This is a genomic window from Rhodospirillales bacterium RIFCSPLOWO2_02_FULL_58_16 (assembly GCA_001830425.1).
In the GTDB taxonomy this organism is placed as follows: Bacteria; Pseudomonadota; Alphaproteobacteria; order Rhodospirillales; family 2-02-FULL-58-16; genus 2-02-FULL-58-16.
On the sequence record MIAA01000045.1, the window covers coordinates 1 to 23,740 of the forward strand.

A 23,740-nucleotide genomic window follows, 5' to 3' on the forward strand; every position below is an offset into this window, starting at 1 on the left:
GACAACAGAGGCACTGAGACACAGAGGAAGATAGAGAGAAAAAAGAAAAAGCAGGAAGAAAACTTCGCTTGATCTTCTCTGCGCCTCTGTGCCTCTGTGGTCACCCCCCCCTTCGGGATTAAAAAACAGCCATGCCCAAACGCACCGACATTAAGTCAATCATGATCATCGGCGCCGGGCCGATTGTTATCGGACAGGCCTGCGAGTTTGATTATTCGGGAGTTCAGGCCTGCAAGGCGCTGCGTGATGAAGGCTACCGGGTGGTGCTGGTTAATTCCAACCCGGCGACGATCATGACCGATCCGTCGATGGCTGATTCCACCTACATAGAGCCGATCACCGTCGAGATGCTGGAGCTTATTATCGAACGCGAGAGGCCGGACGCCCTGCTGCCGACCATGGGCGGCCAGACCAGCCTGAACGCCGCCCTGGCGCTGCATAAGGCCGGCATCCTTGAAAAGCACGGCGTCGAGATGATCGGCGCCGACGCCAAGGCCATCGCCAAGGCCGAGGACCGCAAGCAGTTCTCGGAGGCGATGAAACGCATCGGCCTGGCCGTGCCGCGCAGTTACACCGCCAATTCGACGGAGCAGGCCGAAACGGCTCTGAAAGCCTTGGGACTGCCGGTAGTAATCAGACCGTCGTTCACCCTGGGCGGCATCGGCGGCGGGGTGGTTTATGACTACGCCGACTTCACCGCCATGATCGCCAACGGCCTGTCCGCCTCTCCCGTCGGCGAGGTGCTGATCGAGGAATCGGTGGCCGGCTGGAAGGAATACGAGATGGAGGTGATCCGCGACAAGGCGGACAACTGCATCATCGTCTGCTCTATCGAGAACATCGATCCGATGGGGGTGCATACCGGCGATTCGATCACGGTGGCGCCGGCGCTGACCCTGACCGACAAGGAATATCAGATCATGCGCAACGCCTCGATCGCGGTGCTGCGCGAAATCGGCGTCGAGACCGGCGGCTCCAATGTGCAATTCGCCGTCAACCCCGAGAACGGGCAGATGGTGGTCATCGAGATGAACCCCAGGGTGTCGCGCTCATCGGCGCTGGCCTCCAAGGCCACCGGCTTCCCCATCGCCAAGGTGGCGGCCAAGCTGGCCGTCGGCTTTACCCTGGACGAACTGGACAACGACATCACCGGCGTCACTCCGGCCTCGTTCGAGCCGACCATCGACTATATAGTCACCAAGATTCCCCGTTTCACCTTTGAGAAATTCCCCGACGCCGATCCCATGCTCACCACCTCCATGAAGTCGGTGGGCGAGGCCATGGCCATCGGGCGCACCTTCGCCGAATCTTTCCAGAAAGGATTGCGTTCGATGGAGACGGGCCTCTGCGGCCTGAACGAAGTGGAGATCGAAGGCGGCAAGGACGGCGTGCGCGCCGCCCTGGCCAAGCCGCGACTCGACCGCGCGCTGGTTATCGCCCAGGCCTTCCGCGAGGGGCTGGAGGTGAAAGAGGTACACGCCGCCTGCAAGTATGACCCGTGGTTCCTTGAGCAGATCAAATATCTGGTGGAGGTCGAAGCGGAGGTCCGCAAGAACGGTCTTCCCGGCGACGCTCCCTCACTGTTGCGCCTGAAAAAGCTGGGCTTTTCCGACGAGCGGTTGAGTCAACTCTCGGGCAAGAAGGTGAAGGACGTCGCCCACCGCCGCCATGTGCTGAACGTCCGTCCCGTCTACAAGCGCGTCGATACCTGCGCCGCCGAATTCGCCTCGCAGACTCCCTATATGTATTCGACCTACGAGGGCGACGGGGTGAATCCGCCGGAATGCGAGGCCCGCCCCTCGAATCGCTCCAAGGTGGTGATCCTCGGCGGCGGCCCCAATCGCATCGGCCAGGGCATCGAGTTTGATTATTGCTGCGTCCACGCCGCCTACGCCCTCAAGGAAGCCGGCATCGAAGCGATTATGGTCAACTGCAACCCGGAGACCGTCTCCACCGACTACGACACCTCGGATCGCCTCTACTTCGAGCCGCTGACGGCGGAGGATGTCATTGAGGTAATCCGCGCCGAACAGGCCGACGGAACGCTGCTCGGCGTCATCGTCCAGTTCGGCGGACAGACGCCGTTAAAACTTGCCCACGCCCTGGAGGCCGCCGGCATTCCCATCCTCGGCACCTCGCCCGACGCCATTGATCTGGCCGAAGACAGGGAGCGCTTCCAGGCGCTGCTGCATGACCTTAAGCTGCGTCAGCCGGTCAACGGCGTCGCCCGCTCCATTGATGACGCGGTGAAAGTAGCCGCCGAGATCGGCTACCCGCTGGTGGTGAGGCCGTCCTATGTGCTGGGCGGGCGGGCGATGGAGATCGTTCACGACGAAAAGGCGCTGCGCTATTACATGACGCACGCGGTCAAGGTCTCCGGCGACAGTCCGGTGCTGCTGGACTCCTTCCTGCTGGACGCCATCGAGGTCGATGTTGACGCCATTTGCGACGGAAAAGACGTCTACATCGCCGGCGTCATGCAACATATCGAAGAAGCGGGCATTCACTCCGGCGATTCGGCCTGCTCCCTGCCGCCCTACTCAATGAACAAGGACATAACGGCGGAAATCGAACGCCAGTCGGCGATGCTGGCCCACGGACTTGGCGTCGTCGGCCTGATGAACATTCAGTTCGCCGTCCAGGGCGACGCCATCTTCATTCTTGAAGTCAACCCCAGGGCCAGCCGCACCGTTCCCTTCGTCGCCAAAGCCACCGGCATCCCCATCGCCAAGATCGCGGCGCGGGTGATGACCGGCGAGAAGCTGGCCGCCCTCGGCCTGAACAAGGCGCCGATGATCAAGCATGTAGCGGTCAAGGAAGCGGTATTCCCCTTCGCCCGCTTCCCCGGCGTCGATATCCTCCTCGGCCCCGAGATGAAATCCACCGGCGAGGTCATGGGCATCGACGCCGACTTCAGCCGCGCCTTCGCCAAGTCGCAACTGGGCGCCGGCATGCGTATCCCCGTAAAGGGCTGCGCCTTTATTTCGGTCAAGAACCGGGACAAGGAAAAGGCCGGATTGCTGGCGCGGCGGTTGCTGAAAGCGGGGTTCTCGCTGATGGCGACGTCAGGCACCGCCAAGCACCTGAAAGATATGGGCATCATGGTCAAGCGCGTCAACAAGGTGGCGGAGGGAGCGCCTCACTGCGTGAACGCCGTTGAGAACGGCGAGGTGCAGCTTGTCATCAACACCACCGAGGGCGCCCAGGCTATTGCCGACAGCTTTTCCATCCGCAGTTCGGCGCTGACCAACCACATTCCCCACTATACCACCATGGCCGGCGCTTCGGCGGTCGTCGGCGCCATCGAGGCGCTGGGCGACGGCGGCCTGGACGTAGCTCCTCTGCAATCTTACTTTACAGAACCTCTAAGATTCTAGCATAGTTGCCGATGGATAAGATTCCGATGACCAAGGAAGGACTGAGCGAGCTTGAGAAAGAACTCAAGCTGTTGAAGTCCGTGGAGCGCCCGGCGGTTATCCGCGCCATCGCCGAGGCCCGCGAACACGGCGACTTGAAAGAAAACGCCGAATACCACGCGGCGCGTGAAAAACAGAGTTTCATCGAGGGACGCCTGAAAGAACTGGAAGTCATCATCAGCCATGCCGAGGCTATCGACGTATCGAAGTTCGCCGGTGACGGCGTGGTGCGCTTCGGCGCTACCGTGTTGCTGGCCGACGAGGACACCGAGGAAGAAATAACCTACCGGATCGTCGGCAGTCATGAATCCGACATCAAAATAGGCAAACTGTCCGTGACCTCCCCCCTCGGTCGCGCCCTGATCGCCAAGGAACTGGGCGACACGGTGGAAGTGGCCACCCCCAAAGGCTCCAAATCCTACGAAATCGTCAAAATCGACTATTGTTAGGTATCGATATCGATAATACTGATGGTCGTAAAGAATGACTCTAAAAAATCCTCCCCCTTCAGAAGGGGGAGCTAGGGGGTATCGGCGGCAACCTTCCCTGACCCCTCCTTGGTAAGGAGGGGAAAGCGCGGGGGGCGCCGTGAACACCAAAGCGGCGGAAGGTGGAGCCATGCACATCCAGGGGGAAGGCCTAACCAAAAAGCTGTATTACAAGGGTGAGACCATATTCACGGAAGGCGAAGAAGCAAGCTACGCCTTCATCATCGAGTCCGGGTCTGTCGAGGTGTTCAAGACCGTAGAGGGCGAAAAGATCGACCTCGCCATCCTTCACAACGGCGCATTATTCGGCGAAATGGCCATTATCAGCGAATGTCCCCGCATGGCCTCGGCCTACGCCATAGAGGACACTATCCTGATCAAGATCACTCATGACATGCTCGAAGCGAAACTGAAAAAATACGACAAGTTCACATGCGGACTGATCCGGGTTCTGATCAATAATCTGCGCAATGTTCATAAAAGCTATATTCGGCGGCCGCGTAGCGTCGATGACTACCTCCATGTCATTGATTTTCATCTCGGCAACCTGAGTAAATACATGGAAAAGCCGGAAACCGAGGAAATCAGCGCCGAAGCCATCACGCATCTGGACGCCATAAATCTAACCGTCTCCAAGCTGAAAACGACCTTCAATAACCACAAAGACAAACGCAAAAGCGTCATCGAAAAAAGCGCCGTTACCTCTCCCCATAAATAGGATCAAGTCCCATCAGGGAGCGGGCGAAGGAGCGGGCTTCAAACGGACGCAGGTCCTCAATCGATTCGCCGACGCCGACGGCATGAATGGGGAGAGCGAATTTATCGGCCAGGGCAACCACCACCCCGCCCTTGGCGGAGCCGTCCAGCTTGGTCAGGATCAGGCCGGTGACATCGACCATTTCCTTGAATGCCTGAACCTGATTGTGAGCGTTCTGGCCGATGGTGGCGTCCAGCACCAGCAGGCAGTCGTGAGGCGCCGTAGCGTCCAGCTTCTTTAGGACCCGGATGATCTTGCTTAATTCCTCCATCAGGTGCGCCTTGTTGTGCAGCCTTCCGGCGGTGTCGATCATCAGCACGTCGGCGCCGCTGTTTCTTGCTTTTTCCATGGCCCCATAAACCAGACCGGCGGCGTCGGCGCCGGGAGCGCCGGAGATCACCGGACAACCGGAGCGCTCGCCCCATTTGCCCAGTTGCTCGACCGCCGCCGCACGGAAGGTATCGCCGGCGACCAGGGTTACCGCCAATTCCTGGTCGCCGAGCAATTTAGCCATCTTGCCGATGGTGGTGGTCTTGCCGCTGCCGTTGACGCCGCACACCAGCACCACATGGGGCTTGCGAACGCTGTCGATGATCAGGGGGACAGCCGCCGGCGCGAGGATTTCCGCTATCGCCTCGGCCAGCGCCGCCAACGCCGTCTCGACCGGCGCTTCCTTGCCGAAACGCTTGTCGGCAAGGGCGCGGGTAAGTTTCGCCGCCGTGGCCGCCCCGAGGTCGGCCGAGATCAGCAGTTCTTCCAGTTCAACGAGAGTCCCGTCGTCCAATTTGCGCTTGATGAGCAGGTCGCCGATGCCGCCGACCAGTTTTTCCGAACTGCGGCTAAGTCCGCGATTGAGCCGCTTGATCCAGTCCGGCTTGTCGTTCAAGACGCCCGCTCCCCGATCAGACAACCGGCAACACGCCCGGTGATGCGAACATCAACGATAGTTCCCGGCTCGACGTCAAAGGCGAGGCGAACCGGAGCAAAATGCTCGCAGTGGCCGCAATTGTCCTTTTCCGCCAACACCCTGGCGTCGCTGCCGACGCGGGCCTCGAAAAACCGCGCCAGCGCCGTATCGCCCGCCGCCCGTAGCCGTTCCGCCCGTAATTTGCGCTCGGCGGACGGCGTCTGGGGCATCCGCGCCGCCGGAGTGCCGGGCCGTGGGGAGTAAGGAAACACATGGAGGTAGGTAAGTCCCATTTCCTCGACGGCGGCGAGAGTGTCCTTGAACATGTCCTCGCTCTCGGTAGGGAAGCCGGCGATCAGATCGGCGCCGAGGGCCACGTCGGGCCGGGCGCGGCGCAGCCGTCGACACAGGTCAAAAGCCGAGGCGCGGGTGTGGCGGCGCTTCATGCGCTTGAGGACGGCGTCATTAGCCGATTGCAGGCTTAGATGCAGGTGAGGCATGAACCGGGGTTCATCGGCCAGCAGACTGAACAAAGAATCATCAATGCCCGCCGGGTCCAGCGACGAAATGCGCAGACGCTTCAGATCGGGAACCTCCCTCAGCAAAGCGCGGGCCAGTCCGCCGAGGGCGGGTCGGTTCTTCAGGTCGGCTCCGTAAGACGAAACATCGGCGCCGGTCAGTACGATTTCCTTATGCCCGTTGGCGGTCAGCATGCGCGCCTGCTCGACGATACGGCTTTTTGCGATGCTGCGGTTCGGTCCCCGCGCCATGGGGACTATGCAAAAAGTGCAACGGTGGTCGCAGCCCTGTTGCACCTGAAGAAAGGCGCGGGTTCTGTTCTCGAAGCCGCCGAGCAAATGTCCGGCGGCGGCAATATCCTCGGCAATGTCGGTGACTACTACCGCCTCGCCGTTGCCGGTGAGAATGGCGGCATCCAGCTTGCCGGCGTTGCCGACCACCCGGTCAACCTCTTTCATGGCGGCAAACCTAGCGGGGTTAATCTGGGCGGCGCAGCCGGTGACGATAATGCGGGCGTCGGGACTTTCCCGGCGCAGGCGGCGAATGGTCTGACACGCCTGCCGCTCGGACTCGGCGGTGACGGCGCAGGTGTTGACGATAACCGTATTGATAATACCGGCGGCGGCAATTTGGTCGCGGATCACTTCCGATTCAAAGGTGTTGAGCCGGCAACCAAGGGTAATGATTCTGGGTTCGCTCATAACAGCAGCACGCCGGTAAAACTGATCTTTGCCGGGCCGGTCATCAGCACATGGTTATCGGGCAGCCACTCGATCCGCAAACGCCCGCCATCGACCGCCACGGCGGCGACGCGCCCGCACAAGCCCCGCCGACTGGCCGCCACCAGGGCGGCGCAGGCTCCGGTGCCGCAGGCGCTGGTGATGCCGGCGCCGCGCTCCCATACTCTAAGTCGAATCTCGGCGGGCGAGATTACCTGGGCGACGCCGACATTGGCGCGTTCGGGAAACATCCGGTGGCGTTCGATAACCGGCCCGAAGGTCTCCAGCGGCGCGTTTTCGGCGTCATCGACGAAAAAAACGGCATGGGGGTTGCCCATGCCGACCGCCGCCGGGTCGCTGAACGGCCCGGCCTCTACATCCAGATGCAGGGTGTCGCAGGCCGCAGCCAGGGGAATATCGCGCCAATCCAGCCTCGCCGGTCCCATATCGACCGAAATCATGTCGTCACCAGCGGACAATGCGTCCAGCAGCCCGGCGTTGGTCTCGATGACGGCTTCGCCGGCGTTCATCTCCCTCATGATAAGGGCGGCGATACAGCGGGCGGCGTTGCCGCAGGCCGAAACCTCGCCGCCGTCGGCATTATAGATGCGCATGAAGGCATCGGCGCTCTCGTCTTTCGGCGGCTCGATAACGATCACTTGATCACACCCGACGCCGAGACGCCTGTCGGCAACGGCGCGCACTTGGCCGGGAGTCAGGACAAGCGCCGCCGCGCGGGCGTCCAGCACCACGAAATCATTGCCGAGTCCGTGCATTTTGATAAAGGGCCGTTCCGCCATGTCGAGCCTGCAAAGTCATTAGGGCCTACTCGCGCTCTAATAGGGCGCGACGGGCCGGCAAGTCCATATGTTTCGACGGATTTTTCCGTTTATTGAGACGACATATCCTCCGGCTTTTCACCGGCGCGCCGCAAAACCGCTTCCATAAGACCGGGAGAAAGAAAGTATCCCCATGAGCGCCACGACAACAGGGTCGGCGCTATTTCCGGAATCAAGCCACGCTCTTTTGCGGCAAGCAGGACGCCGGCGCTGCCGATGACCGGAATTTTGTGCAGCTTGGCTACGTTGCGCCCCAGGCGCTCGTCCATCAATAACAGACAGCCCTGATCAAAAGCCAAGGCCAAAGCCGCGATCTCGCCCACACCCAGAGAAGGCAGGCTTTCCGGCAGCACCTCCTCTGCGTTGACGTCGGGCCTGACGTCAAGAAGTCCGGTTTCCCTTGCCTGAATTATAACGGCGGCGCCGGGTTTCGCTGCGTCGCTTGCACACTCGGAATACACCGTGGACGGAACCAGAATTTCCCCTACGATCTGCCGAAGCAGATCAAGGAGACCGCTTCGTCCGAAGGCGATCAGCGGACCGCTGTCGGCAACGATGCGTTTCAACCGGCAAGAAGATCGAGTTCGCCGTCGATCTCTCCGGCTGCGTAATCGACCGCCGGAATGCCTATGGCGCCCAAGCGTTCGATAAATGCTTCGTTGGAAAGACCGGCCAGCCGGGCGGCCTTGCCGAGGCTTATAACCTTTTCGGCAAACAAGCGACAAGCCAGAGCCACGGCAATTCCACTTTCAAGGAGATGCTCGTCTAACGGCACGGCTACGAACAAGGGATGGCCGTGCTTGGCCACCAGCGCGAGATGTCCCGCCTCGGCGTTGCGGACCAATTCGCCGGTTCGCTCCCTCAAGTCCCTGATGGAAAAGGTTTCCATGGTTGACCCCCAAAAATTAGCCATCAATTGATAGCACAAATACCTGGAGTCGCTCAAGCCTAAATCAACACCCGTAATCAGGCCGTCGGTTGCGACGCTGCGAACGCCCGCATGTGGAAGGCGGACTGGGCTTTGTCGTAGGTGTATTCCTTGCCCACATGACAGGCGTGACGGGCGGCGCAACCGTTGCTCATGCAGTTCACGCCGGCGGGTTTCTGAAGGAGGCCGGCGCACGCCGATGCGTCATATTTACCGCCGTCGAAAGCGCCCGCCGAACAAGCCGACAAGCATGGCTTGTCCTTACAGGAGCTGCACGGATTTTTCGTCGGCCCGGCGGGAGGCATATCCAGTTTCTCCTCAAAGACCAAGGCGCCGCGATAGGCATGCCATAGCCCATATTCGGGATGAATGTTCAATCCGATCAGCGAAGGATGAGCGATGCCTGCCCGTTGCGCCCATTTAACAAACGGATGATGAGGCTTCCCGGAAGCGTATAAAACGTCATTAGCCCCCAGTTCACGGCATACGCCGTCCAGCTTTCGCCGGGTCCAGGCATCAAGCGGATCAGCGCCTTCTTGTCGTTCGGCGCTGAAGGCGTTCCACATATCAGGTCCGGCGTTGCCGACAAGAACCAGCGTACCGGCGGACTTCGGGGCGCCGTCGCCTGCGCCGGGGTGTAAGGCGCCGAGACAGACCATCCCGGTTTTGGCGACGGCAGCCTCAACGCCCGCCATATGCGAATACATGTCGGCCAGTGATTTAACCAGACGGTGAATATTTTTACGAACGACGGCATTGTCTACTTTTAAAAAACTATGGATAAACGCAACCGCTTCTCTGTTTCGCATCGGATCAATATATGACTCGGCCCGGAAAGCGTTCATCTTTAACGCCGGCAACCCAAGGCCCTCGAAAAAGTACGCAATATCAACATTCAATGCTTTTGCGATACCGAACAGATCGCCGGCGCTGATGCGGTTAACGCCGCTTTCATATTTCTGAACCTGCTGCGGGGTCACGCCGACGGCCTCGCCGAGCACGGCCATATCCACAAGGAGGCTGATACGCTTGCTCCTGAGGCGTTGACCGATGTGAAAATCAACAGGATCAATCAGTTTTTTGTTTTTTTGTTCAATCATTGTGCAAAAAATAGTTTATGTAAGATTCCACCAACGTTTATATTGCAACAACTAATATCACACACTTATACAGAGACAAGTAAAAAAATTAATCTCTCTTAGATTGAATTATTTTTGCCCCCATGGAATTAAAGGGCTTAACTTGACAAACTTCCCCATGAGGCTTTAAAGACCGTGACCGGAATACCGGGCCTTGACTCTGAATATAATGGACGCCACCTGTAATGTATTGTTTTGTCGGGGTCGTGAAGAATTCAGGGGGGCAACCCAGATCGAAATAACGTAACGGCATTCGCCGGCAAGCCGACGATTGTTGAACGCTTTCAGATAAATTCAATCACTGCCCATGAATGAACGCCGTATCGGGCGTTCCATTTGCCGGTGGCGCGAAACGAAAGATATTATGGCGACAAAAACAACCCCAGCCGTGGAAAGTGAACCCCAGGAAGAGAGCGCCGAATCGCCGCTGCTCGATTCCCTCGGCGCCAATGTCAAAAAAATGGTGGCTCGCGGCAAGGATCGCGGTTACGTCACCTACGACGACCTGAACGCCGCCCTGCCGCCCGATCAGGTATCCTCCGAACAGATTGAGGACGCCATGGCCATGCTCTCCGAGATGGGCATCAGCGTCGTCGAAGGCGAGGAAACCGAGGAACCCGCCGCCAAAGAGGCTTTCGAAAGCGAAGAGCCGTCGCAGACAGGCAACGTCGATGAAAGCGATCTGGGACGCACCGACGATCCGGTGCGCATGTACCTGCGCGAAATGGGCAGCGTCGAGCTGCTTTCCCGAGAAGGCGAAATCGCCATCGCCAAGCGCATTGAGGCCGGCCGCGAAATGATGATCGGCGGCATCTGCGAAAGTCCGCTGACGATCCGCGCCATCGTTACCTGGCATGACGCCCTAGTCGAAGGGAAGATGTTGCTTCGTGACATCATCGACCTGGAAGCCACTCACAGCGGCGGTCCCGGCGGCACCATAAACATCCCCACGGAAGCGCCGGACGAAGAAAGCAAGAAACCGGACGACGACGTCGATCCCGCCGATAAAAAGGCGTCGGAAACTGATGACGAAGCCAGCGAGGAAGGTGAAGATGTGAGCGCCGAAAGCGCCGTAAGCGGCGAAGACATCGAGGTGGAGGAAGCCAACCTTTCTCTCGCCACCCTGGAAGCGACATTGATGCCGGAGGTGCTTAAAAACTTCGAGGACATCGCCTCTACTTACAAAAAACTGAACAAGCTCCAGAGAATCCGTCTCGACGCCATGAAAAAAGGCGAAAAGGTGAAGCCGGCCCAGGAAAAACGCTACGGCAAGCTGCGCCACGAACTGGTTGTGCTGATGGAGACCGTGCATCTCAACAACGCCCGCGTTGTTCAGTTGTTGGAACAGCTCTACGAACTCAACCGCGCCCTCATCAGTTTCGAAGGCAAACTGTTTCGTCTGGCCACCACCTGCAAGGTAAAGCGCGAGGACTTCCTTGAGCAATACCGTGGAGATGAACTGTCTCCCGACTGGTGGCAACGGGTATCTCTGCTGCCCGGCAAAGGCTGGAAGACGTTCACCGCAAAGCACTCGGACGAAATTGAAATCATCCGCGAAGCCATTTCCGGCATCTCCGAGGAAGCCGGGCTGCCGGTCAGCGAATTCCGCCGCGTCGTCACCACCGTGCAAAAAGGCGAACGCGAGGCGACAAAGGCCAAGCGGGAAATGATCGAGGCCAACCTGAGGCTGGTCATCTCCATTGCCAAGAAATACACCAATCGCGGCCTTCAGTTCCTGGACCTGATCCAGGAAGGCAATATCGGCCTGATGAAGGCGGTCGACAAGTTCGAGTACCGTCGCGGCTACAAGTTTTCCACCTACGCCACCTGGTGGATTCGCCAGGCCATCACGCGCTCCATCGCCGATCAGGCGCGCACCATCCGCATCCCGGTGCATATGATTGAGACCATCAACAAGCTGGTCCGCACCTCGCGTCAGATGCTGCATGAAATCGGTCGCGAGCCGACGCCGGAGGAGTTGTCGATAAAACTCTCCATGCCGTTGGAAAAAGTGCGCAAGGTGCTCAAGATCGCCAAAGAACCGATCAGTCTGGAAACTCCCATCGGCGACGAGGAAGACAGCCATCTCGGCGACTTCATCGAGGACAAGAACGCCACGCAGCCGCTGGACGCCGCCATTCAGGGAAATCTACGCGAGACCACGACAAGAGTTCTATCCTCCCTCACCGCCCGCGAAGAGCGCGTGCTTCGCATGCGCTTCGGCATCGGCATGAACACCGACCATACGCTTGAAGAAGTCGGTCAGCAGTTCTCGGTCACCCGCGAACGCATACGTCAGATCGAAGCCAAGGCCTTGCGCAAGCTCAAGCATCCCAGCCGATCACGCAAGCTCCGCAGTTTCCTCGATTACTAGAAAAGATTTCTCCGCAGGCGGGACTTCTGCTATCTGACTTTATATCAAGGGCCTGTAGCTCAACTGGTTAGAGCCGACCGCTCATAACGGTCTGGTTGCAGGTTCGAGTCCTGCCGGGCCCACCAACGAATGCTGTAACGACGCCTGAGATTATGTCATATAGTCACGCAGACAGAGGAGGCGTTGATAATGGAAACATGGCTTCGAAGAATTGCTGTTTCGATACTTATGGGAGTCGGCGTCGGACTAGCTGCGGCCGGCATTGATCCGCCGAAAGGGGTAGCGGCAGTGCATAGCGGCTATACCTTTAACCCGTATCTGGCCGGCGGCGGCGCAGGTTTCATGACCCTCAGCGTATTAATGGGGCGAGTGAGAAAAAAAGCGCCGAAGAAGCCGGAGAAAGAAGAAGAATAGCCGAAAACCCGCCGCCGGATTTGCTTCCGGATGCTACGGATGAATAAACCGGCCATGTTGCGTAGATTGTACGATTGGGTGATGGATAAGGCGGCGCATCGCCATGCAACCGCTTGGCTGGCGGTTATCTCATTCATCGAAAGTTCGTTCTTTCCCATCCCCCCCGACATTATACTTATACCGCTGGTGCTGGCCGCGCCGAGCCGCTGGTTCCGCATCGCGATGATCTGTACGCTCGCCTCGGTAGCCGGCGGATATCTGGGATATTCCATCGGTTACTTTTTCATGGACACCGTCGGCATGGCGATCCTTGAAGCCTTTCACCTGACCAAACGTTTCTATGACTTCAAGCCCATGGTCGATCAGTACGGCGTCTGGGTTATCATCGTGAAGGGAGCGACGCCGATCCCCTACAAGCTGATCACCATCGCCGCCGGCGCTTTCAAGTTCGATCTGTTCAAGTTCACTATCGCCGGCTTCATCGCCAGGGCGATGCGTTTCTTTCTGATCGCCGCCCTGTTGTGGAAATTCGGGCCGTCAATCCGCGACTTCATCGAAAAACGCCTGATGATGGCGATGACCGTTACCGCACTGCTCATCATCGGCGTCTTCGTCGCCGTAAAACTGCTGTAATATCAATGGCCTTAATCTATTGACCCATGGCAACCCCAGCACTTTCCCCTCCTTACCAAGGAGGGGTCAGGTGAGGTTGCTGCCGATACTGTTTTTATGAACCACACAGGCCGATAATTCCATCTTCGATACCCCCTCTAACTCCCCCTTGAAGCAAGGGGGAGGATTTTTCAGAGTTATTTTTTTCTGCTGTCAGCCCGCCATAAACACATCATATCTGGTGGATTTGCCCGCGATCTGATGAGAAGGAAGGCGAATGCCTTCCATGGGATCGACCAGTCGGGGCCATTTCAACACCACCCGGTTGCCGGCTGTCGCCAAAGCCACCTTCATAAGTTCAACAGAATCCTCATCTGCGCCCACGATCTCGCGGATCAGGCGCATTTCACTTTTCACAAGGGCCGTTTTTTTTCGCGGCGGATGCATCGGATCGACCAGCACCACTTCCGGCGAAAGGGTGGGCAGCAGGTCCCTGGCGTCGCCATAAAGCAGGGTCATGCGGCTGATTACTTCCGCCACATCGCCGCCGGCTTCTCCGGCGCGGGCCAGCCCTTCTTCCAGTAGCCTGTGCATGTCGGGTGAACGTTCAATCATAATTACCTCCGCGCCCAGTGACGCCAGCAAAAAAGCATCCCCGCCGAGACCGGCCGTTGCATCCGCCACTAACGGGTTTTTGCCGCCCTTCATCCCGACGGCCCGGGGCAGAGCCTGGCCGCGCCCGCCGCCGAAAAGAAACCGATGCCTCACCGCCCCGCCTGTGAAATCACAGATCAGCCTCTCCGGTTTCGGCGTTTTGTCTTGGCGTGGCATACTTTCTATGATGAGAATCAGCCTGTCTTCTCGGTCTCGAACGCCACGCCGTCATAGATCGCCGACAATGGAATTTCGATGCCGATGGAAGCGGGGTGGAGAACCGCGTCGCTGCCGACCACATCAGCGACAGCCCACCCGTCAGGCGTTCGATGCCACACCTCAACTTTACGATCTGAAGATGAGACCATAATGATTTCCCGGATCGAAGGTTGCGCACGATAATTCGGAACCTTCGTGCCGCGATCATAACTCTCCGTCGATGGGGAAAGGACTTCAATAATGACTGTGGGGTTGGCTGGAAAGGTGGCCTTCGGAACAGCCGGGGAACACGTCACCAGAAGGTCGGCTTGATAGTAGGTGTCGTCACGTTCGGCCAACCGAACCCCGGCTTCGGTCACGGCGCGGCAAGGAGGCTGTAGACGAGACCGAAGTTCGGCGGCCAGATTGGTGACAATCGTGCCATGCGCTTCACCGGTCGGCGACATAGCCGTCACGTCGCCGCCCACCAGTTCATAGCGGGTGTCGGCGCCGCCGTCCCAGACCAGAAATTCTTCCACCGTCATGCGCGATGGTTGTTTCAGTGCCGCGTGTCCCACGCCGATGCCTTTCTCAAACCTTGCCGTAAGGATTGGAACTATAGCAGATTTTTTCATGACAAGGAAAAATCGCCGTCAATCGGCGGCGTCTCGTTCATTCCGAGTCAGAGTCTACATTAGGGATATGGCGAATTTTTATGCTACGATGCGGGGCGAAGGGTGAAAAACCGTCTCCATAACCGGAAGGGGAAGTAGATGAAAAGCGGCAGGCCTATGACAAAGAAGGCTTCACCGAAACCGAAAAACGTGGTCGTTTTCGATCTTGCCGGAATGAAATGCGCCATACCTTCGCCAAGGCTGCGGGAGGTCGTCCTCATGCCCCTGCTCACGCGGGGGCCGGGATTACCCTCCATCCTTGAGGGGATAATGAATATTGAAGGCGAGGCGGTGGCGGTGTTGCGGCTGGACCGCCTGTTCGGGCTGCCGGAGAAAAAGCCGGATCTGTATACGCCGCTTCTCGTCCTCAAGGGGACCGAAATTCCGGTAGCCCTTCTTGTCGACAGGGTGCAGGAGGTTTCCGCCGTCGGCGATGACGACATCATGCCGTTTAACGGCGACGACGCCTTCAACGGCTGCATCGAGGCTGAACTGACCAAAGACGGCAAAACCATTCACCTGCTGTCCGTGGATCACATCCTTCTTGAACGCGAGCAAAGATGCATCGCCGAATTCCATGCCGTGGAACAAGAGAGGCTTGGCCGACTGGACGGCGCAACTTAGGTGAACCTAATCGACGGATCCGCCTCTTCGATGGCGAATGATTCCTTTTATCCGCGCCTGAAGGCCTTCGTGATCGAAACGACGGGCATGGTCTTTTTCAGCGATAAGGACGAGGAACTGACCGGCATTTTCAGCAAGCGGTTTGAGGCTGTCGGCGCCGGCGATTGCGCCGCGTATCTGGTATATCTGGAGACCGACAAGGACGAGTTGGACGAACTGATCGCCGAACTCACCATCGGCGAGACCTATTTCTTCCGCCATAACGAGCAATTCGACGCCATCCGCAACATTGTCCTGCCCCGGATTATCAGGAAAAACCAGAAAAACCGCCGAATACGCATCTGGAGCGCCGGGTGCGCCATCGGCGCCGAGCCTTATACCCTGTCCATCATCCTTAAAAAGGAATTCGGCGCCGAACTTGCGGGCTGGGTAATCGATATCGTGGGCACGGACATCAACAAGAAGTTCCTAGCCATAGCCAAGAGGGGAAGATTCAGGGGTTGGGCGTTACGCGCCGTCTCTGATGAAATAAAAAATGAATGCTTCACGCCCGCCGGCCAGGACTGGACCATCAAGCCATATTTCACGAAGAACGTAATGTTTAGGTATCACAACCTTGCCCTGGACCCCTTCCCGTCGCATCTCGACAATCTTTTCGCCTTCGACCTTATTCTGTGCCGCAACGTCACCATCTATTTCAACCACGAAACCATCCGTTCGATCATTCGCAAATTCCACGAGTGTCTCGTTGACGACGGGTGGCTGATGGTAGGTCATTCGGAACCGAACATGGTGACGTTCAAGGCCTTCAAGAGCGTCAATGCGCCGGGGACGGTGCTTTACCAGAAAAGTGACGAGGCCGACGAAACGACATCGTTTGCGGAAGTTCCGCCGACTCCCCTGTGGACGCCTCCCCTGCCGCCGCCTGAATGGAAAATAACCACCGGGACAATCAACGCGATAGAGGCAATCGCCCCCCACGTTACGCCGGAACCTGCCCCGGAGCCGCCCCAAACCGGGGGATCGCGCCTCGACGAAATCAGGCGTCTGGCCGACAGGGGAAAGTCAGGGGAAGCGGCGCGCTGTTGTGAAAACCTCCTGAAAACAGACAAGCTTAACCCGTCCATCCACCTGTTTCATGCCTTAGTGCTTGAACAAATGGGAAAGGATGAGGATGCCGAGGCGGCTTTACGCAGGGCTATTTATCTGGATCGAAACTTCGTATTGCCTCATTATCACTTTGGTCTTTTTCTATATAAAAAGGGAGATCAGAAGGGCGCCTCACGTTCTCTCGCCAACGCCGTAAGGCTGCTGTCGAATATGGATGACGCCCGGGCATTCGAAGAATATGACGGTATTTCCGTTGCGCAACTGAAGGAACTCGCCAAAATTCATTTAGAGGCAATTAGAGGCTAGAGCATGGGAGAAATAGACTGGGAGTTGGTGAAAAGCCGATTGGACAAGAGCAGCCGCGCCCTGAAGAAGGCGATGAGTCCCGACGCCGCCTATATCAAGTCCGTCCGACGCAAGCGCGCCGATCAACTGGCCCGACGCCACGTCAAGGATAACACCCAAAAAACCCTGTTGCCCGTTTTGAGTTTCCGGCTCGACAAGGAATGTTACGGCATCGCCATGACCGATCTGACCGAAGTTCTTCCTCAAACCGTCTGCACTCCCGTTCCGGGAACCCCGGCGGATTTACTGGGCGTAGTCAACCTTCATGGAGAGATTCGACCGGTTGTGGATATCGCCGCCGTCCTCGGCATATCCGGAACAAAAAATGAAAACGGCAAATATATAGTCTTCCTGCGCCGCAAAGGAGGGACGGAAGTGGGCCTCGGCGTTGATCGCATCGACGAGATTCGTCTGGTTCGCGAAGAGGAACTGACGATCCCCGGCGGCCAGGCTTCCGGGTTATCGGCGCGCTACATAAAAGGGGTGACCGCCGAAACCCTGATTCTTCTCAATACGAAAGAGATACTGTCACTGCCGATGTTGAAAGATAAACAGTAAAGCAACCGGATTACAATCTATGATAGAGGTATCTAATCATGCACAGCGATAACACATTCTCTTTGATGAGCAACATGAGCATAAAACAAAGAATGTTGTTTATAACAGTAGGTTTTATCACGATATTTATTGTGATATTGGCCTACACAATCATTGCCCTCCAGAATCAGAAGTCCGACGGCGCCGTCATTGATCTTGCCGGTCGCCAACGCATGTTGACGCAGATCTACATGAAAGAGGCCCTGTTGCCGGAGCAGGAGTTCGGGGCCGGCTATGCCGCTACGCTGGACACTTTTGATAATACCCTGAAGGCCCTGATTAACGGCGGCCAGGCCGTCGAGAACCTGAAAACGGGCCAGACTATCCTCCTGCCCCGCGCAACCATAGGGAATGCCGGAAGATCGCTGTCGGAACAAAGCGCGTTGTCGCAACAGTTGCGGGATGAAACCGTAAAGTTTCGCACGCTGCCGCTGAATGACCCTTTACGACCGGGAAAACTTAAGGAGGCGCTGGCCCTCAATGCCAAGTTGCTGGCCGCCGCCAATGATCTGGTCAAGGATTTCACCGCCCAGGCGGAGGAGAAAATGTCTTCAATGATCAACTGGGAGATCATCATCAGCATCGGCGCCACCCTGCTTGGAGCAATGACCAGCCTGAACTTTGCTCACGCCATCAACAGACCGCTGGACATATGCGTCACCCGCGCCCAGGACATTGCGAAGGGTAATTTAAGCCTGGAAAAACTTCCGGTAACGTCCGCCAACGAGCTTGGTCGGCTGGCCGGCGCTTTCAACGACATGACCGACTCGCTTCGCGATATCGCCATCCGAACGCGCGACGCCACGGAAAATCTTAATTCGGCCTCGGCGGAAATTCTGGCCACTACCAAACAACAGGCGGCCGGCACCAAGGAGCAGGCGGCGGCGGTGCAACAGATTACCTCCACCGTCGAGGAAATCAACCAGTCCGGCGCCCAGGTTTCAGAGAGGGCGCGCCAGGTAGCCGGCGCCGCTCAATCAATCACCGTCTCGGGAGCCTCGGGCATACAGGCGGTGAAGGAAACCAGCAAAGCCATGGAGGCCATCCGCGAGCAGGCGGGAACGGTGGCCGAGAATGTTGTCATGCTCAGCGAAAAGACCCAGGCTATCGGCGAAATCATCACCACCGTCAACGACATCGCCGAACAGTCAAATCTGGTGGCGCTCAATGCGGCGATTGAGGCGGCTGACGCCGGAGACGAAGGCCGCCGCTTCTCGGTAGTCGCCAATGAAATAAAGAATCTTGCCGATCAGGCCAAGGAAGCCACCGGGCAGGTCCGCATAATCCTCGAAGAAATCCAGAAGGGCATCAACACTTCGGTGATGGTTACCGAAGAGGCCGTAAAGCGGGTGGAAATGGGCAAGGAAAAAGCCAAAGTCGCCGATGAAACCATGACCAGGATGGCCGTAAACATCCAGGAAAGCGTCACCGCCTTCCAACAGATCGTCGGCGCCACCAACCAGCAGCAGATCGGTCTTGAACAGGTAACCCAGGCGCTTCACGAAATCCGCCAGGCAAGCCAGCAAACGGCCAGCAGCACGGGGCAACTGGCGGAGGCCGCCGGAAACCTGACCACCCTTGGCCGGCAGCTCCGAAGCCTCGTGGAGAAATACAAGATTTGATGAATATCCGCGCCAAACTTTTGGCCGCATTCCAGATCGAATACAAAGATCATCTGGAATACATCCGGTCCACGCTGAATAAGCTGGAAACCGGCGAAGCAGAGCCTTGCCCGAAAATACTGAACGAAATATTCCGCCGCGCCCACAGCCTGAAAGGCGCGGCGCGCGCCGCCGACCTTAAGCCGGTGGAAACCCTAGCGCATCGCATGGAGGCCTTGTTCTCGCGGATGCAATCCCGCGCCATGCCGTTAACCGACCCGGTCGCCAGAGTTCTTCTTGAAGCATCCGACGCCATTGAGGACTGGGTCGAGGCCTTCATTAAGGGGGAAGAACCTGCCGCTCCCGACTCCGCCTTGCAGGCTATCAACCAACTCCTTGACGGGACAGAAAAAGACAAAACACCCGAGGCGGGAGAATCTGTGGAATCCCCGCCGCCGGAGGAAAGTTCAAAAGGAACAGCCGTTCCCGCCGCGCATGATGATTCTCCGTCCGCCGCCGCCGAGACCTCGATCAGGGTCAGCTCCGCCAACCTTGACCGACTTTTGCGTTCGGCCGGCCAATTGATGACGGAGAATGTGAATCAGCAAATGGTGGGCCGCAAGCTGCGTTCCATTGAGCGCGTGCTGGGCGATGTGGAACGGGTTTGGAGTCTGCTCGGAGGAATTTCCGCGAAAGTTCGTCAGGAAGGCAAGGTCACCCGTCACCTCGACGCCATGGATCAGCATGTCCGGCGGCTGTCCAAAGAAGTCAGGTCGATGCGGCTTTTGCAACAGCGCAGCGCATGGATGCTTCGCCAACTCGGCGGCGAACTCCAGGACGAGATTCGTCTGGTGCGGATGGCGCCGGTGGAAAACGTGTTCGGCGGTTTCCGCAAGATGGTCCGCGATCTGGCGCGCAACGAGGGCAAAGAGATCGACGTGCGCGTTCTCGGACTGGAAGTCGAGGCCGACCGGCTGGTTCTTCAGGCGCTCAAGGACCCGTTGATGCACATGGTCCGCAACGCCGTCTACCACGGCATTGAGACGCCGCAGGAGCGTATCCGCAACAACAAGGACAAGGCCGGTCGCCTTGTCCTCGGATTCAAGGTTGAAGGCGGCCGACTGTGTATCGAGGTCAATGACGACGGACGCGGTCTTGATTTCAAAAAAATTGCCGCGAAAGGGATCAGCGAGGGCCTTCTTACCAAAAAGGAGGCCGCCTCGGCCTCGCAACGCGAGTTGCTGTCCAACATCTTCAAGCCCGGTTTTTCCACCGCCGGAGAAATTACCGATCTGGCCGGAAGAGGCATGGGAATGTCGGTTGTTCAGGAAACGGTCGCCCGTCTGAACGGAAATATCGAGGTCGTGGAAAAAGATGAGCCGGGAACCTTCTTCCGCCTTCTTGTTCCGTTATCCATTTCAACCCACCGCCTGCTCATGGTGGTCAGTCACGACCGTATTTTTGCCGTCCCCACCGACGGCATTGAGCGGCTGTGCAGAGTCCATATCGACGAAGTCAAAACCATTGAAGGCTCGCCGGTCATCAACTTCCAGGGCAGTCAAGTCCCCCTGCAAGGCCTTGCCGTGCTCCTCGGCCTGGGAAGCAATGAGATCAACGTGCAGAAAGGAATTATGCCGGTTATAATCATTAATTCCGCTCAAACCAAGGTGGCGATCGCCGTTGATTCGCTGATCGCCATCCGCGACGCCGTAATCAAGGACCTGGGGTTCCCCCTGCCCCATGGAAGCAAGGTCACAGGCGGCATTCTGCTGGAGGACGGCTCCATTTCAACGGTGTTGAGTCCTTTTGCGCTGGTCGAGGCGTTCCGCCGACCGGGCGCCGTCAGGATGCTGGCGACCGAGGAGATGGCGCCCGAGGAGAAACCGCCGACCATTCTGGTGGTCGATGATTCGATCACCACCCGTACGCTTGAAAAAAGCATCCTTGAGGCATACGGCTATCGTGTTATTATCGCTGTGGACGGTCTGGAGGCTCTTACCGAGCTGCGTTCCCAGCCCGTCGATCTGATCGTCAGCGACATTCAGATGCCGCGTCTCGACGGGTTCGGGCTGCTCGCGGAAATCAAGAAGGATCCGTCAATCGCCCATATCCCCATCATCATGGTCACCTCAATGGAAAGCAATGAAGACCGGGAGCGGGGCCTTTCCCTGGGCGCCGACGCCTATGTGATCAAACAAAAATTCGATCAGAGAGACCTGCTGGACACTATTGAGCAAATGTTATGACCAAAAAAATAAGAGTCATGATCGTCGAGGACTCTCCGGTCGTAATGGAATTGCTGAAATACATCATCGGCAACGATTCCCGCCTCGAAGTCGCCGCCACGGCGACAAGCGCCGAAGATGCGTTGCAAAAACTTAATCGGGTCCGGCCGGACGTTATCTCGCTGGACATAAGGCTCCCCGGCATGAACGGCCTGGACGCCACGCTTTTGATCATGTCCTCCCGGCCTACTCCGATCGTCGTGGTTTCGGCCGGCGTTCAGGAGGAAGAACTGAATATAGCCATGAACGCCATGCGCGCCGGGGCGCTGACGGTCGTTGAGAAGCCGGTGGGGGTAACCAACGGGGACTACGAAACCATGGCCGGACAATTGTGCGATCAGTTAGCCGTCATGAGCCAGGTAAAGGTCGTGCGCCAGGCCGGGCGACGCAACATAGACTTTGGGGCCATGAGCGCAAAAAGCTCAACCGCGAAGGAATCGGGTCGTCATTTTCCGACCGTCGCTCCCAAAATAATCGGCATCGTCGCCTCCACCGGCGGCCCGAACGCCGTCAGCCGGGTGTTGAACGGACTGGGCCGTGATTTTCCGCTTCCCATACTGGCGGTGCAGCATATCACCGACGGTTTCCTGACGGGCTTTGTAAGCTGGCTTTGCGACATCACGCCGTTCACCGCGACCATCGCCAAGGACGGCGAATGTCCGGCGCCGGGCAAAGTGTATTTCCCGCCCGAGGACACGCATCTCGAAATCAGGGACGGCCGGTTGCGGGTTAACGGCGGCGCGCTCGTCAGCACCCAGCGTCCGTCGGGGACCGTGCTGCTGAAGTCGATTGCCCATGACCAGGGGACGCACGCCCTGGGCGTATTGCTTACGGGCATGGGGAGCGACGGGGCGAAGGGACTTTTGGCAATTAAGCAGGCCGGCGGCTATACTATCGCGGAAAGCGAGTCGACGGCGGTGATCTACGGCATGCCGGCGGAGGCGGTGCGCTTGGGCGGCGTTTGCGAATCGCTTCCCCTTGACGCCATCGCTCCCGGCATTTTGGAAATGGTTGCGACTAAAGCGCAGAAGGTCCGGTAATGTCCGACAACAAAATCATGATCATCGAGGACTCGCCGACGCAGGCCCTGAAACTTCAGTTGGCGTTGCAGGAGGAAGGTTTCGACGTCGCCTGTTTCCTCTCGGCAGAGGCGGCGCTGGAAGCGCTCAACGCCTTTCATCCCGATCTCATCATGGTTGACTATCATCTGCCCGGCATTCAGGGAGATGACCTGTGCCGCCGTGTGCGCATGAACATCAACACCCAGGGCATCCCCACCCTCATGCTGACCATGGACGAGGACATCGACGCCCAACTGCGGGGACTGGAAAGCGGCGCCGACGATTACGTTTCCAAGAACGAAGACGCCAAAATCCTGATGCTGCGCGTTCATTCCCTGCTGCGCAAGTCGGGAAAGCAGGCCTCCATCATCAAGCCGGAGGAGATGTTCTTTCGCAAGGCGCGCATACTGATTATCGACGACAGCCCCACTTATCTGGAATACCTGTCCGGCGAATTGGCCGACGAAGGATATCATGTGGAAACGGCGTCAAATTCGACTGACGGACTGGCCCTTGCCGAGAAGGGTAATCTCGACTGCGTTCTGATCGATCTGGTCATGCCGGAAATAGACGGCATAGAGATTTGCCGGCGGTTGGCGCCACCTCAAAAACATGGCGAAGCGACAATCATCATTTTCCTGATCAGCGCCTACGAATCCAAAGACAACGCCATGCGGGCGCTGGAAGCCGGGGCCGATGATTTTGTCGGCAAGTCGGGCGAAATTTCAATTCTGAAGGCGCGCATACGCGCCCTGTTGCGCCATAAATTCCTGCATGACCAGACCCGCAAACTCATCAAGGAATTCAGGAAGAGAGAAGACGACCTCGAACGGCTGATCGAGGAACGGACGCAAAAACTCAAGGAGGAGGTCGCCGTGCGCGAGCGGGCCGAAAACGAGGCTCGGGAGGCGAAAAAACTGGCGGAGAACGCCAACGCGGCGAAATCCCAATTTCTCGCCAACATGAGTCACGAACTGCGCACCCCGCTTAATGCGATTATAGGTTTTGCCGACGCCATGCGGAGCGGGGTTAACGGCGCCATCGCCAACGAAACACATCGTGAATACGTCGAAAACATCTATAATTCCGGTCGCCATCTTCATGAAATCATCCATGACATTCTCGATGTTTCCAGCATTGAGGCAGGGAAAGTTCATTTGAACGAGAATGAACTGGATGTCGTCAAGATTCTACATTCCGCCTGGGACATCGTCGGCCACACAGCGGAAAAACAAGGTATTAACGTCGTCTGGGACATCAGCAGCAAATTACCCGCCCTTTATGCCGACGAGCGCCTGTTGAAACAGGCCTATCTGAACATCGTGTCAAACGCCATAAAGTTCACCAAAAATAACGGATGCGTAACCACGCAGGTCAAAATCGACGATAACGCCTCGTTTCTTGTCCGGGTTTCCGATACCGGCATCGGCATTCCCCCGGAGGATATCGAGAAAGTTCTTGAACCTTTCGGCCAAGTGG

At 57.8% G+C, this 23,740-nt stretch carries 20 protein-coding genes, 1 tRNA gene and 1 pseudogene (1 of these 22 cut by a window edge); 14 read left to right on the forward strand and 8 right to left on the reverse strand.

The genetic code is table 11. From position 1 onward, the window contains the following. Positions 1–131 precede the first annotated feature (131 nt). The 3 genes from A3H92_01710 to A3H92_01720 all read left to right on the forward strand — a co-directional run bounded on the left by A3H92_01710 (position 132) and on the right by A3H92_01720 (position 4,622). On the forward strand, positions 132–3,377 hold the full coding sequence (locus tag A3H92_01710; GenBank protein OHC73693.1) for a carbamoyl phosphate synthase large subunit: 3,246 nt from the start codon (positions 132–134) through the stop codon (positions 3,375–3,377). 11 nt (positions 3,378–3,388) lie between these two features. Then, positions 3,389–3,865: a transcription elongation factor GreA gene (locus A3H92_01715; GenBank protein OHC73694.1), complete on the forward strand. Its 477-nt coding sequence runs from the start codon at positions 3,389–3,391 to the stop codon at positions 3,863–3,865. Between the two features lie 169 nt (positions 3,866–4,034). Further along, the gene (locus A3H92_01720) at positions 4,035–4,622 is read left to right on the forward strand and encodes a hypothetical protein (GenBank protein OHC73695.1); all 588 of its coding nucleotides are present in this window, start codon (positions 4,035–4,037) and stop codon (positions 4,620–4,622) included. Here the strand turns inward: A3H92_01720 and A3H92_01725 are convergent. The 6 genes from A3H92_01725 to A3H92_01750 form a co-directional block, all read right to left on the reverse strand. Beyond that, a complete protein-coding gene (locus A3H92_01725; protein OHC73696.1) occupies positions 4,603–5,547 on the reverse strand; it encodes a signal recognition particle-docking protein FtsY in 945 nt (314 codons plus the stop codon). The genes A3H92_01720 and A3H92_01725 overlap by 20 nt on opposite strands. Further along, positions 5,544–6,788: a tRNA (N(6)-L-threonylcarbamoyladenosine(37)-C(2))-methylthiotransferase MtaB gene (locus tag A3H92_01730; protein OHC73697.1), complete on the reverse strand. Its 1,245-nt coding sequence runs from the start codon at positions 6,786–6,788 to the stop codon at positions 5,544–5,546. The genes A3H92_01725 and A3H92_01730 overlap by 4 nt, the downstream gene beginning before the upstream one ends. Further along, complete coding sequence (locus A3H92_01735; GenBank protein ID OHC73698.1) at positions 6,785–7,606, reverse strand: diaminopimelate epimerase; 822 nt, start codon at positions 7,604–7,606, stop codon at positions 6,785–6,787. Before A3H92_01735 ends, A3H92_01730 begins: the two co-directional genes overlap by 4 nt. Positions 7,607–7,695: 89 nt before the next feature. Next, positions 7,696–8,211: a hypothetical protein gene (locus A3H92_01740; protein ID OHC73699.1), complete on the reverse strand. Its 516-nt coding sequence runs from the start codon at positions 8,209–8,211 to the stop codon at positions 7,696–7,698. Beyond that, a complete protein-coding gene (locus A3H92_01745; protein OHC73706.1) occupies positions 8,208–8,534 on the reverse strand; it encodes a prevent-host-death family protein in 327 nt (108 codons plus the stop codon). Before A3H92_01745 ends, A3H92_01740 begins: the two co-directional genes overlap by 4 nt. Before the next feature lie 77 nt (positions 8,535–8,611). Then, entirely contained in the window at positions 8,612–9,268 is a 657-nt protein-coding gene (locus tag A3H92_01750; GenBank protein OHC73707.1) for a hypothetical protein, read from the reverse strand. A gap of 808 nt (positions 9,269–10,076) precedes the next feature. Here A3H92_01750 and A3H92_01755 point away from each other — a divergent pair. From A3H92_01755 to A3H92_01770, 4 genes are all read left to right on the forward strand, one after another. Then, the gene (locus A3H92_01755) at positions 10,077–12,086 is read left to right on the forward strand and encodes an RNA polymerase sigma factor RpoD (protein OHC73708.1); all 2,010 of its coding nucleotides are present in this window, start codon (positions 10,077–10,079) and stop codon (positions 12,084–12,086) included. 48 nt (positions 12,087–12,134) lie between these two features. After that, positions 12,135–12,211 (forward strand) — tRNA-Met (locus A3H92_01760). A gap of 64 nt (positions 12,212–12,275) precedes the next feature. Next, positions 12,276–12,500 (forward strand): hypothetical protein, encoded by a 225-nt coding sequence (locus A3H92_01765; protein ID OHC73700.1) that lies wholly within the window; start codon positions 12,276–12,278, stop codon positions 12,498–12,500. A 54-nt stretch (positions 12,501–12,554) separates the two neighbouring features. Further along, on the forward strand, positions 12,555–13,133 hold the full coding sequence (locus tag A3H92_01770; protein ID OHC73709.1) for a cytochrome B: 579 nt from the start codon (positions 12,555–12,557) through the stop codon (positions 13,131–13,133). A 192-nt stretch (positions 13,134–13,325) separates the two neighbouring features. Here the strand turns inward: A3H92_01770 and A3H92_01775 are convergent, their stop codons facing one another. Both A3H92_01775 and A3H92_01780 read right to left on the reverse strand, forming a co-directional pair. After that, positions 13,326–13,943 carry a 16S rRNA methyltransferase gene (locus tag A3H92_01775; GenBank protein ID OHC73701.1) on the reverse strand — a complete coding sequence of 206 codons (618 nt, stop codon included), beginning with the start codon at positions 13,941–13,943 and terminating at the stop codon, positions 13,326–13,328. Positions 13,944–13,960: 17 nt separating this feature from the next. Continuing rightward, positions 13,961–14,509 (reverse strand): hypothetical protein, encoded by a 549-nt coding sequence (locus A3H92_01780; GenBank protein OHC73702.1) that lies wholly within the window; start codon positions 14,507–14,509, stop codon positions 13,961–13,963. Positions 14,510–14,755: 246 nt separating this feature from the next. On the opposite strand from A3H92_01780, the gene A3H92_01785 reads away from it, so the two are divergent. The 7 genes and pseudogenes from A3H92_01785 to A3H92_01815 form a co-directional block, all read left to right on the forward strand. Beyond that, the gene (locus tag A3H92_01785; GenBank protein ID OHC73710.1) at positions 14,756–15,262 is read left to right on the forward strand and encodes a hypothetical protein; all 507 of its coding nucleotides are present in this window, start codon (positions 14,756–14,758) and stop codon (positions 15,260–15,262) included. A gap of 30 nt (positions 15,263–15,292) precedes the next feature. Then, a complete protein-coding gene (locus tag A3H92_01790; GenBank protein ID OHC73711.1) occupies positions 15,293–16,678 on the forward strand; it encodes a hypothetical protein in 1,386 nt (461 codons plus the stop codon). 3 nt (positions 16,679–16,681) lie between these two features. Then, positions 16,682–17,275: a hypothetical protein gene (locus A3H92_01795; GenBank protein OHC73703.1), complete on the forward strand. Its 594-nt coding sequence runs from the start codon at positions 16,682–16,684 to the stop codon at positions 17,273–17,275. A gap of 38 nt (positions 17,276–17,313) precedes the next feature. Further along, the gene (locus tag A3H92_01800) at positions 17,314–18,936 is read left to right on the forward strand and encodes a hypothetical protein (GenBank protein ID OHC73704.1); all 1,623 of its coding nucleotides are present in this window, start codon (positions 17,314–17,316) and stop codon (positions 18,934–18,936) included. After that, positions 18,936–21,161, forward strand: a complete 2,226-nt coding sequence (locus A3H92_01805; GenBank protein OHC73705.1) for a hypothetical protein — start codon at positions 18,936–18,938, stop codon at positions 21,159–21,161. Before A3H92_01800 ends, A3H92_01805 begins: the two co-directional genes overlap by 1 nt. A gap of 17 nt (positions 21,162–21,178) precedes the next feature. Then, positions 21,179–22,240 carry a chemotaxis response regulator protein-glutamate methylesterase gene (locus A3H92_01810; GenBank protein OHC73712.1) on the forward strand — a complete coding sequence of 354 codons (1,062 nt, stop codon included), beginning with the start codon at positions 21,179–21,181 and terminating at the stop codon, positions 22,238–22,240. Then, positions 22,240–23,740, forward strand: a pseudogene (locus A3H92_01815) (hypothetical protein) (it continues 176 nt past the right edge of the window). Before A3H92_01810 ends, A3H92_01815 begins: the two are co-directional and overlap by 1 nt.

Coding starts and splice junctions, on each gene's coding strand:
- A3H92_01710 (OHC73693.1), top strand. CDS start 132: ATGCCCAAACGCACCGACATTAAGTCAATCATGATCATCGGCGCCGGG.
- A3H92_01715 (OHC73694.1), top strand. CDS start 3,389: ATGGATAAGATTCCGATGACCAAGGAAGGACTGAGCGAGCTTGAGAAA.
- A3H92_01720 (OHC73695.1), top strand. CDS start 4,035: ATGCACATCCAGGGGGAAGGCCTAACCAAAAAGCTGTATTACAAGGGT.
- A3H92_01730 (OHC73697.1), bottom strand. CDS start 6,788: ATGAGCGAACCCAGAATCATTACCCTTGGTTGCCGGCTCAACACCTTT.
- A3H92_01735 (OHC73698.1), bottom strand. CDS start 7,606: ATGGCGGAACGGCCCTTTATCAAAATGCACGGACTCGGCAATGATTTC.
- A3H92_01745 (OHC73706.1), bottom strand. CDS start 8,534: ATGGAAACCTTTTCCATCAGGGACTTGAGGGAGCGAACCGGCGAATTG.
- A3H92_01750 (OHC73707.1), bottom strand. CDS start 9,268: ATGGCGGGCGTTGAGGCTGCCGTCGCCAAAACCGGGATGGTCTGTCTC.
- A3H92_01755 (OHC73708.1), top strand. CDS start 10,077: ATGGCGACAAAAACAACCCCAGCCGTGGAAAGTGAACCCCAGGAAGAG.
- A3H92_01765 (OHC73700.1), top strand. CDS start 12,276: ATGGAAACATGGCTTCGAAGAATTGCTGTTTCGATACTTATGGGAGTC.
- A3H92_01770 (OHC73709.1), top strand. CDS start 12,555: ATGTTGCGTAGATTGTACGATTGGGTGATGGATAAGGCGGCGCATCGC.
- A3H92_01775 (OHC73701.1), bottom strand. CDS start 13,943: ATGCCACGCCAAGACAAAACGCCGAAACCGGAGAGGCTGATCTGTGAT.
- A3H92_01780 (OHC73702.1), bottom strand. CDS start 14,509: ATGACGGTGGAAGAATTTCTGGTCTGGGACGGCGGCGCCGACACCCGC.
- A3H92_01785 (OHC73710.1), top strand. CDS start 14,756: ATGACAAAGAAGGCTTCACCGAAACCGAAAAACGTGGTCGTTTTCGAT.
- A3H92_01790 (OHC73711.1), top strand. CDS start 15,293: ATGGCGAATGATTCCTTTTATCCGCGCCTGAAGGCCTTCGTGATCGAA.
- A3H92_01795 (OHC73703.1), top strand. CDS start 16,682: ATGGGAGAAATAGACTGGGAGTTGGTGAAAAGCCGATTGGACAAGAGC.
- A3H92_01800 (OHC73704.1), top strand. CDS start 17,314: ATGCACAGCGATAACACATTCTCTTTGATGAGCAACATGAGCATAAAA.
- A3H92_01805 (OHC73705.1), top strand. CDS start 18,936: ATGAATATCCGCGCCAAACTTTTGGCCGCATTCCAGATCGAATACAAA.
- A3H92_01810 (OHC73712.1), top strand. CDS start 21,179: ATGATCGTCGAGGACTCTCCGGTCGTAATGGAATTGCTGAAATACATC.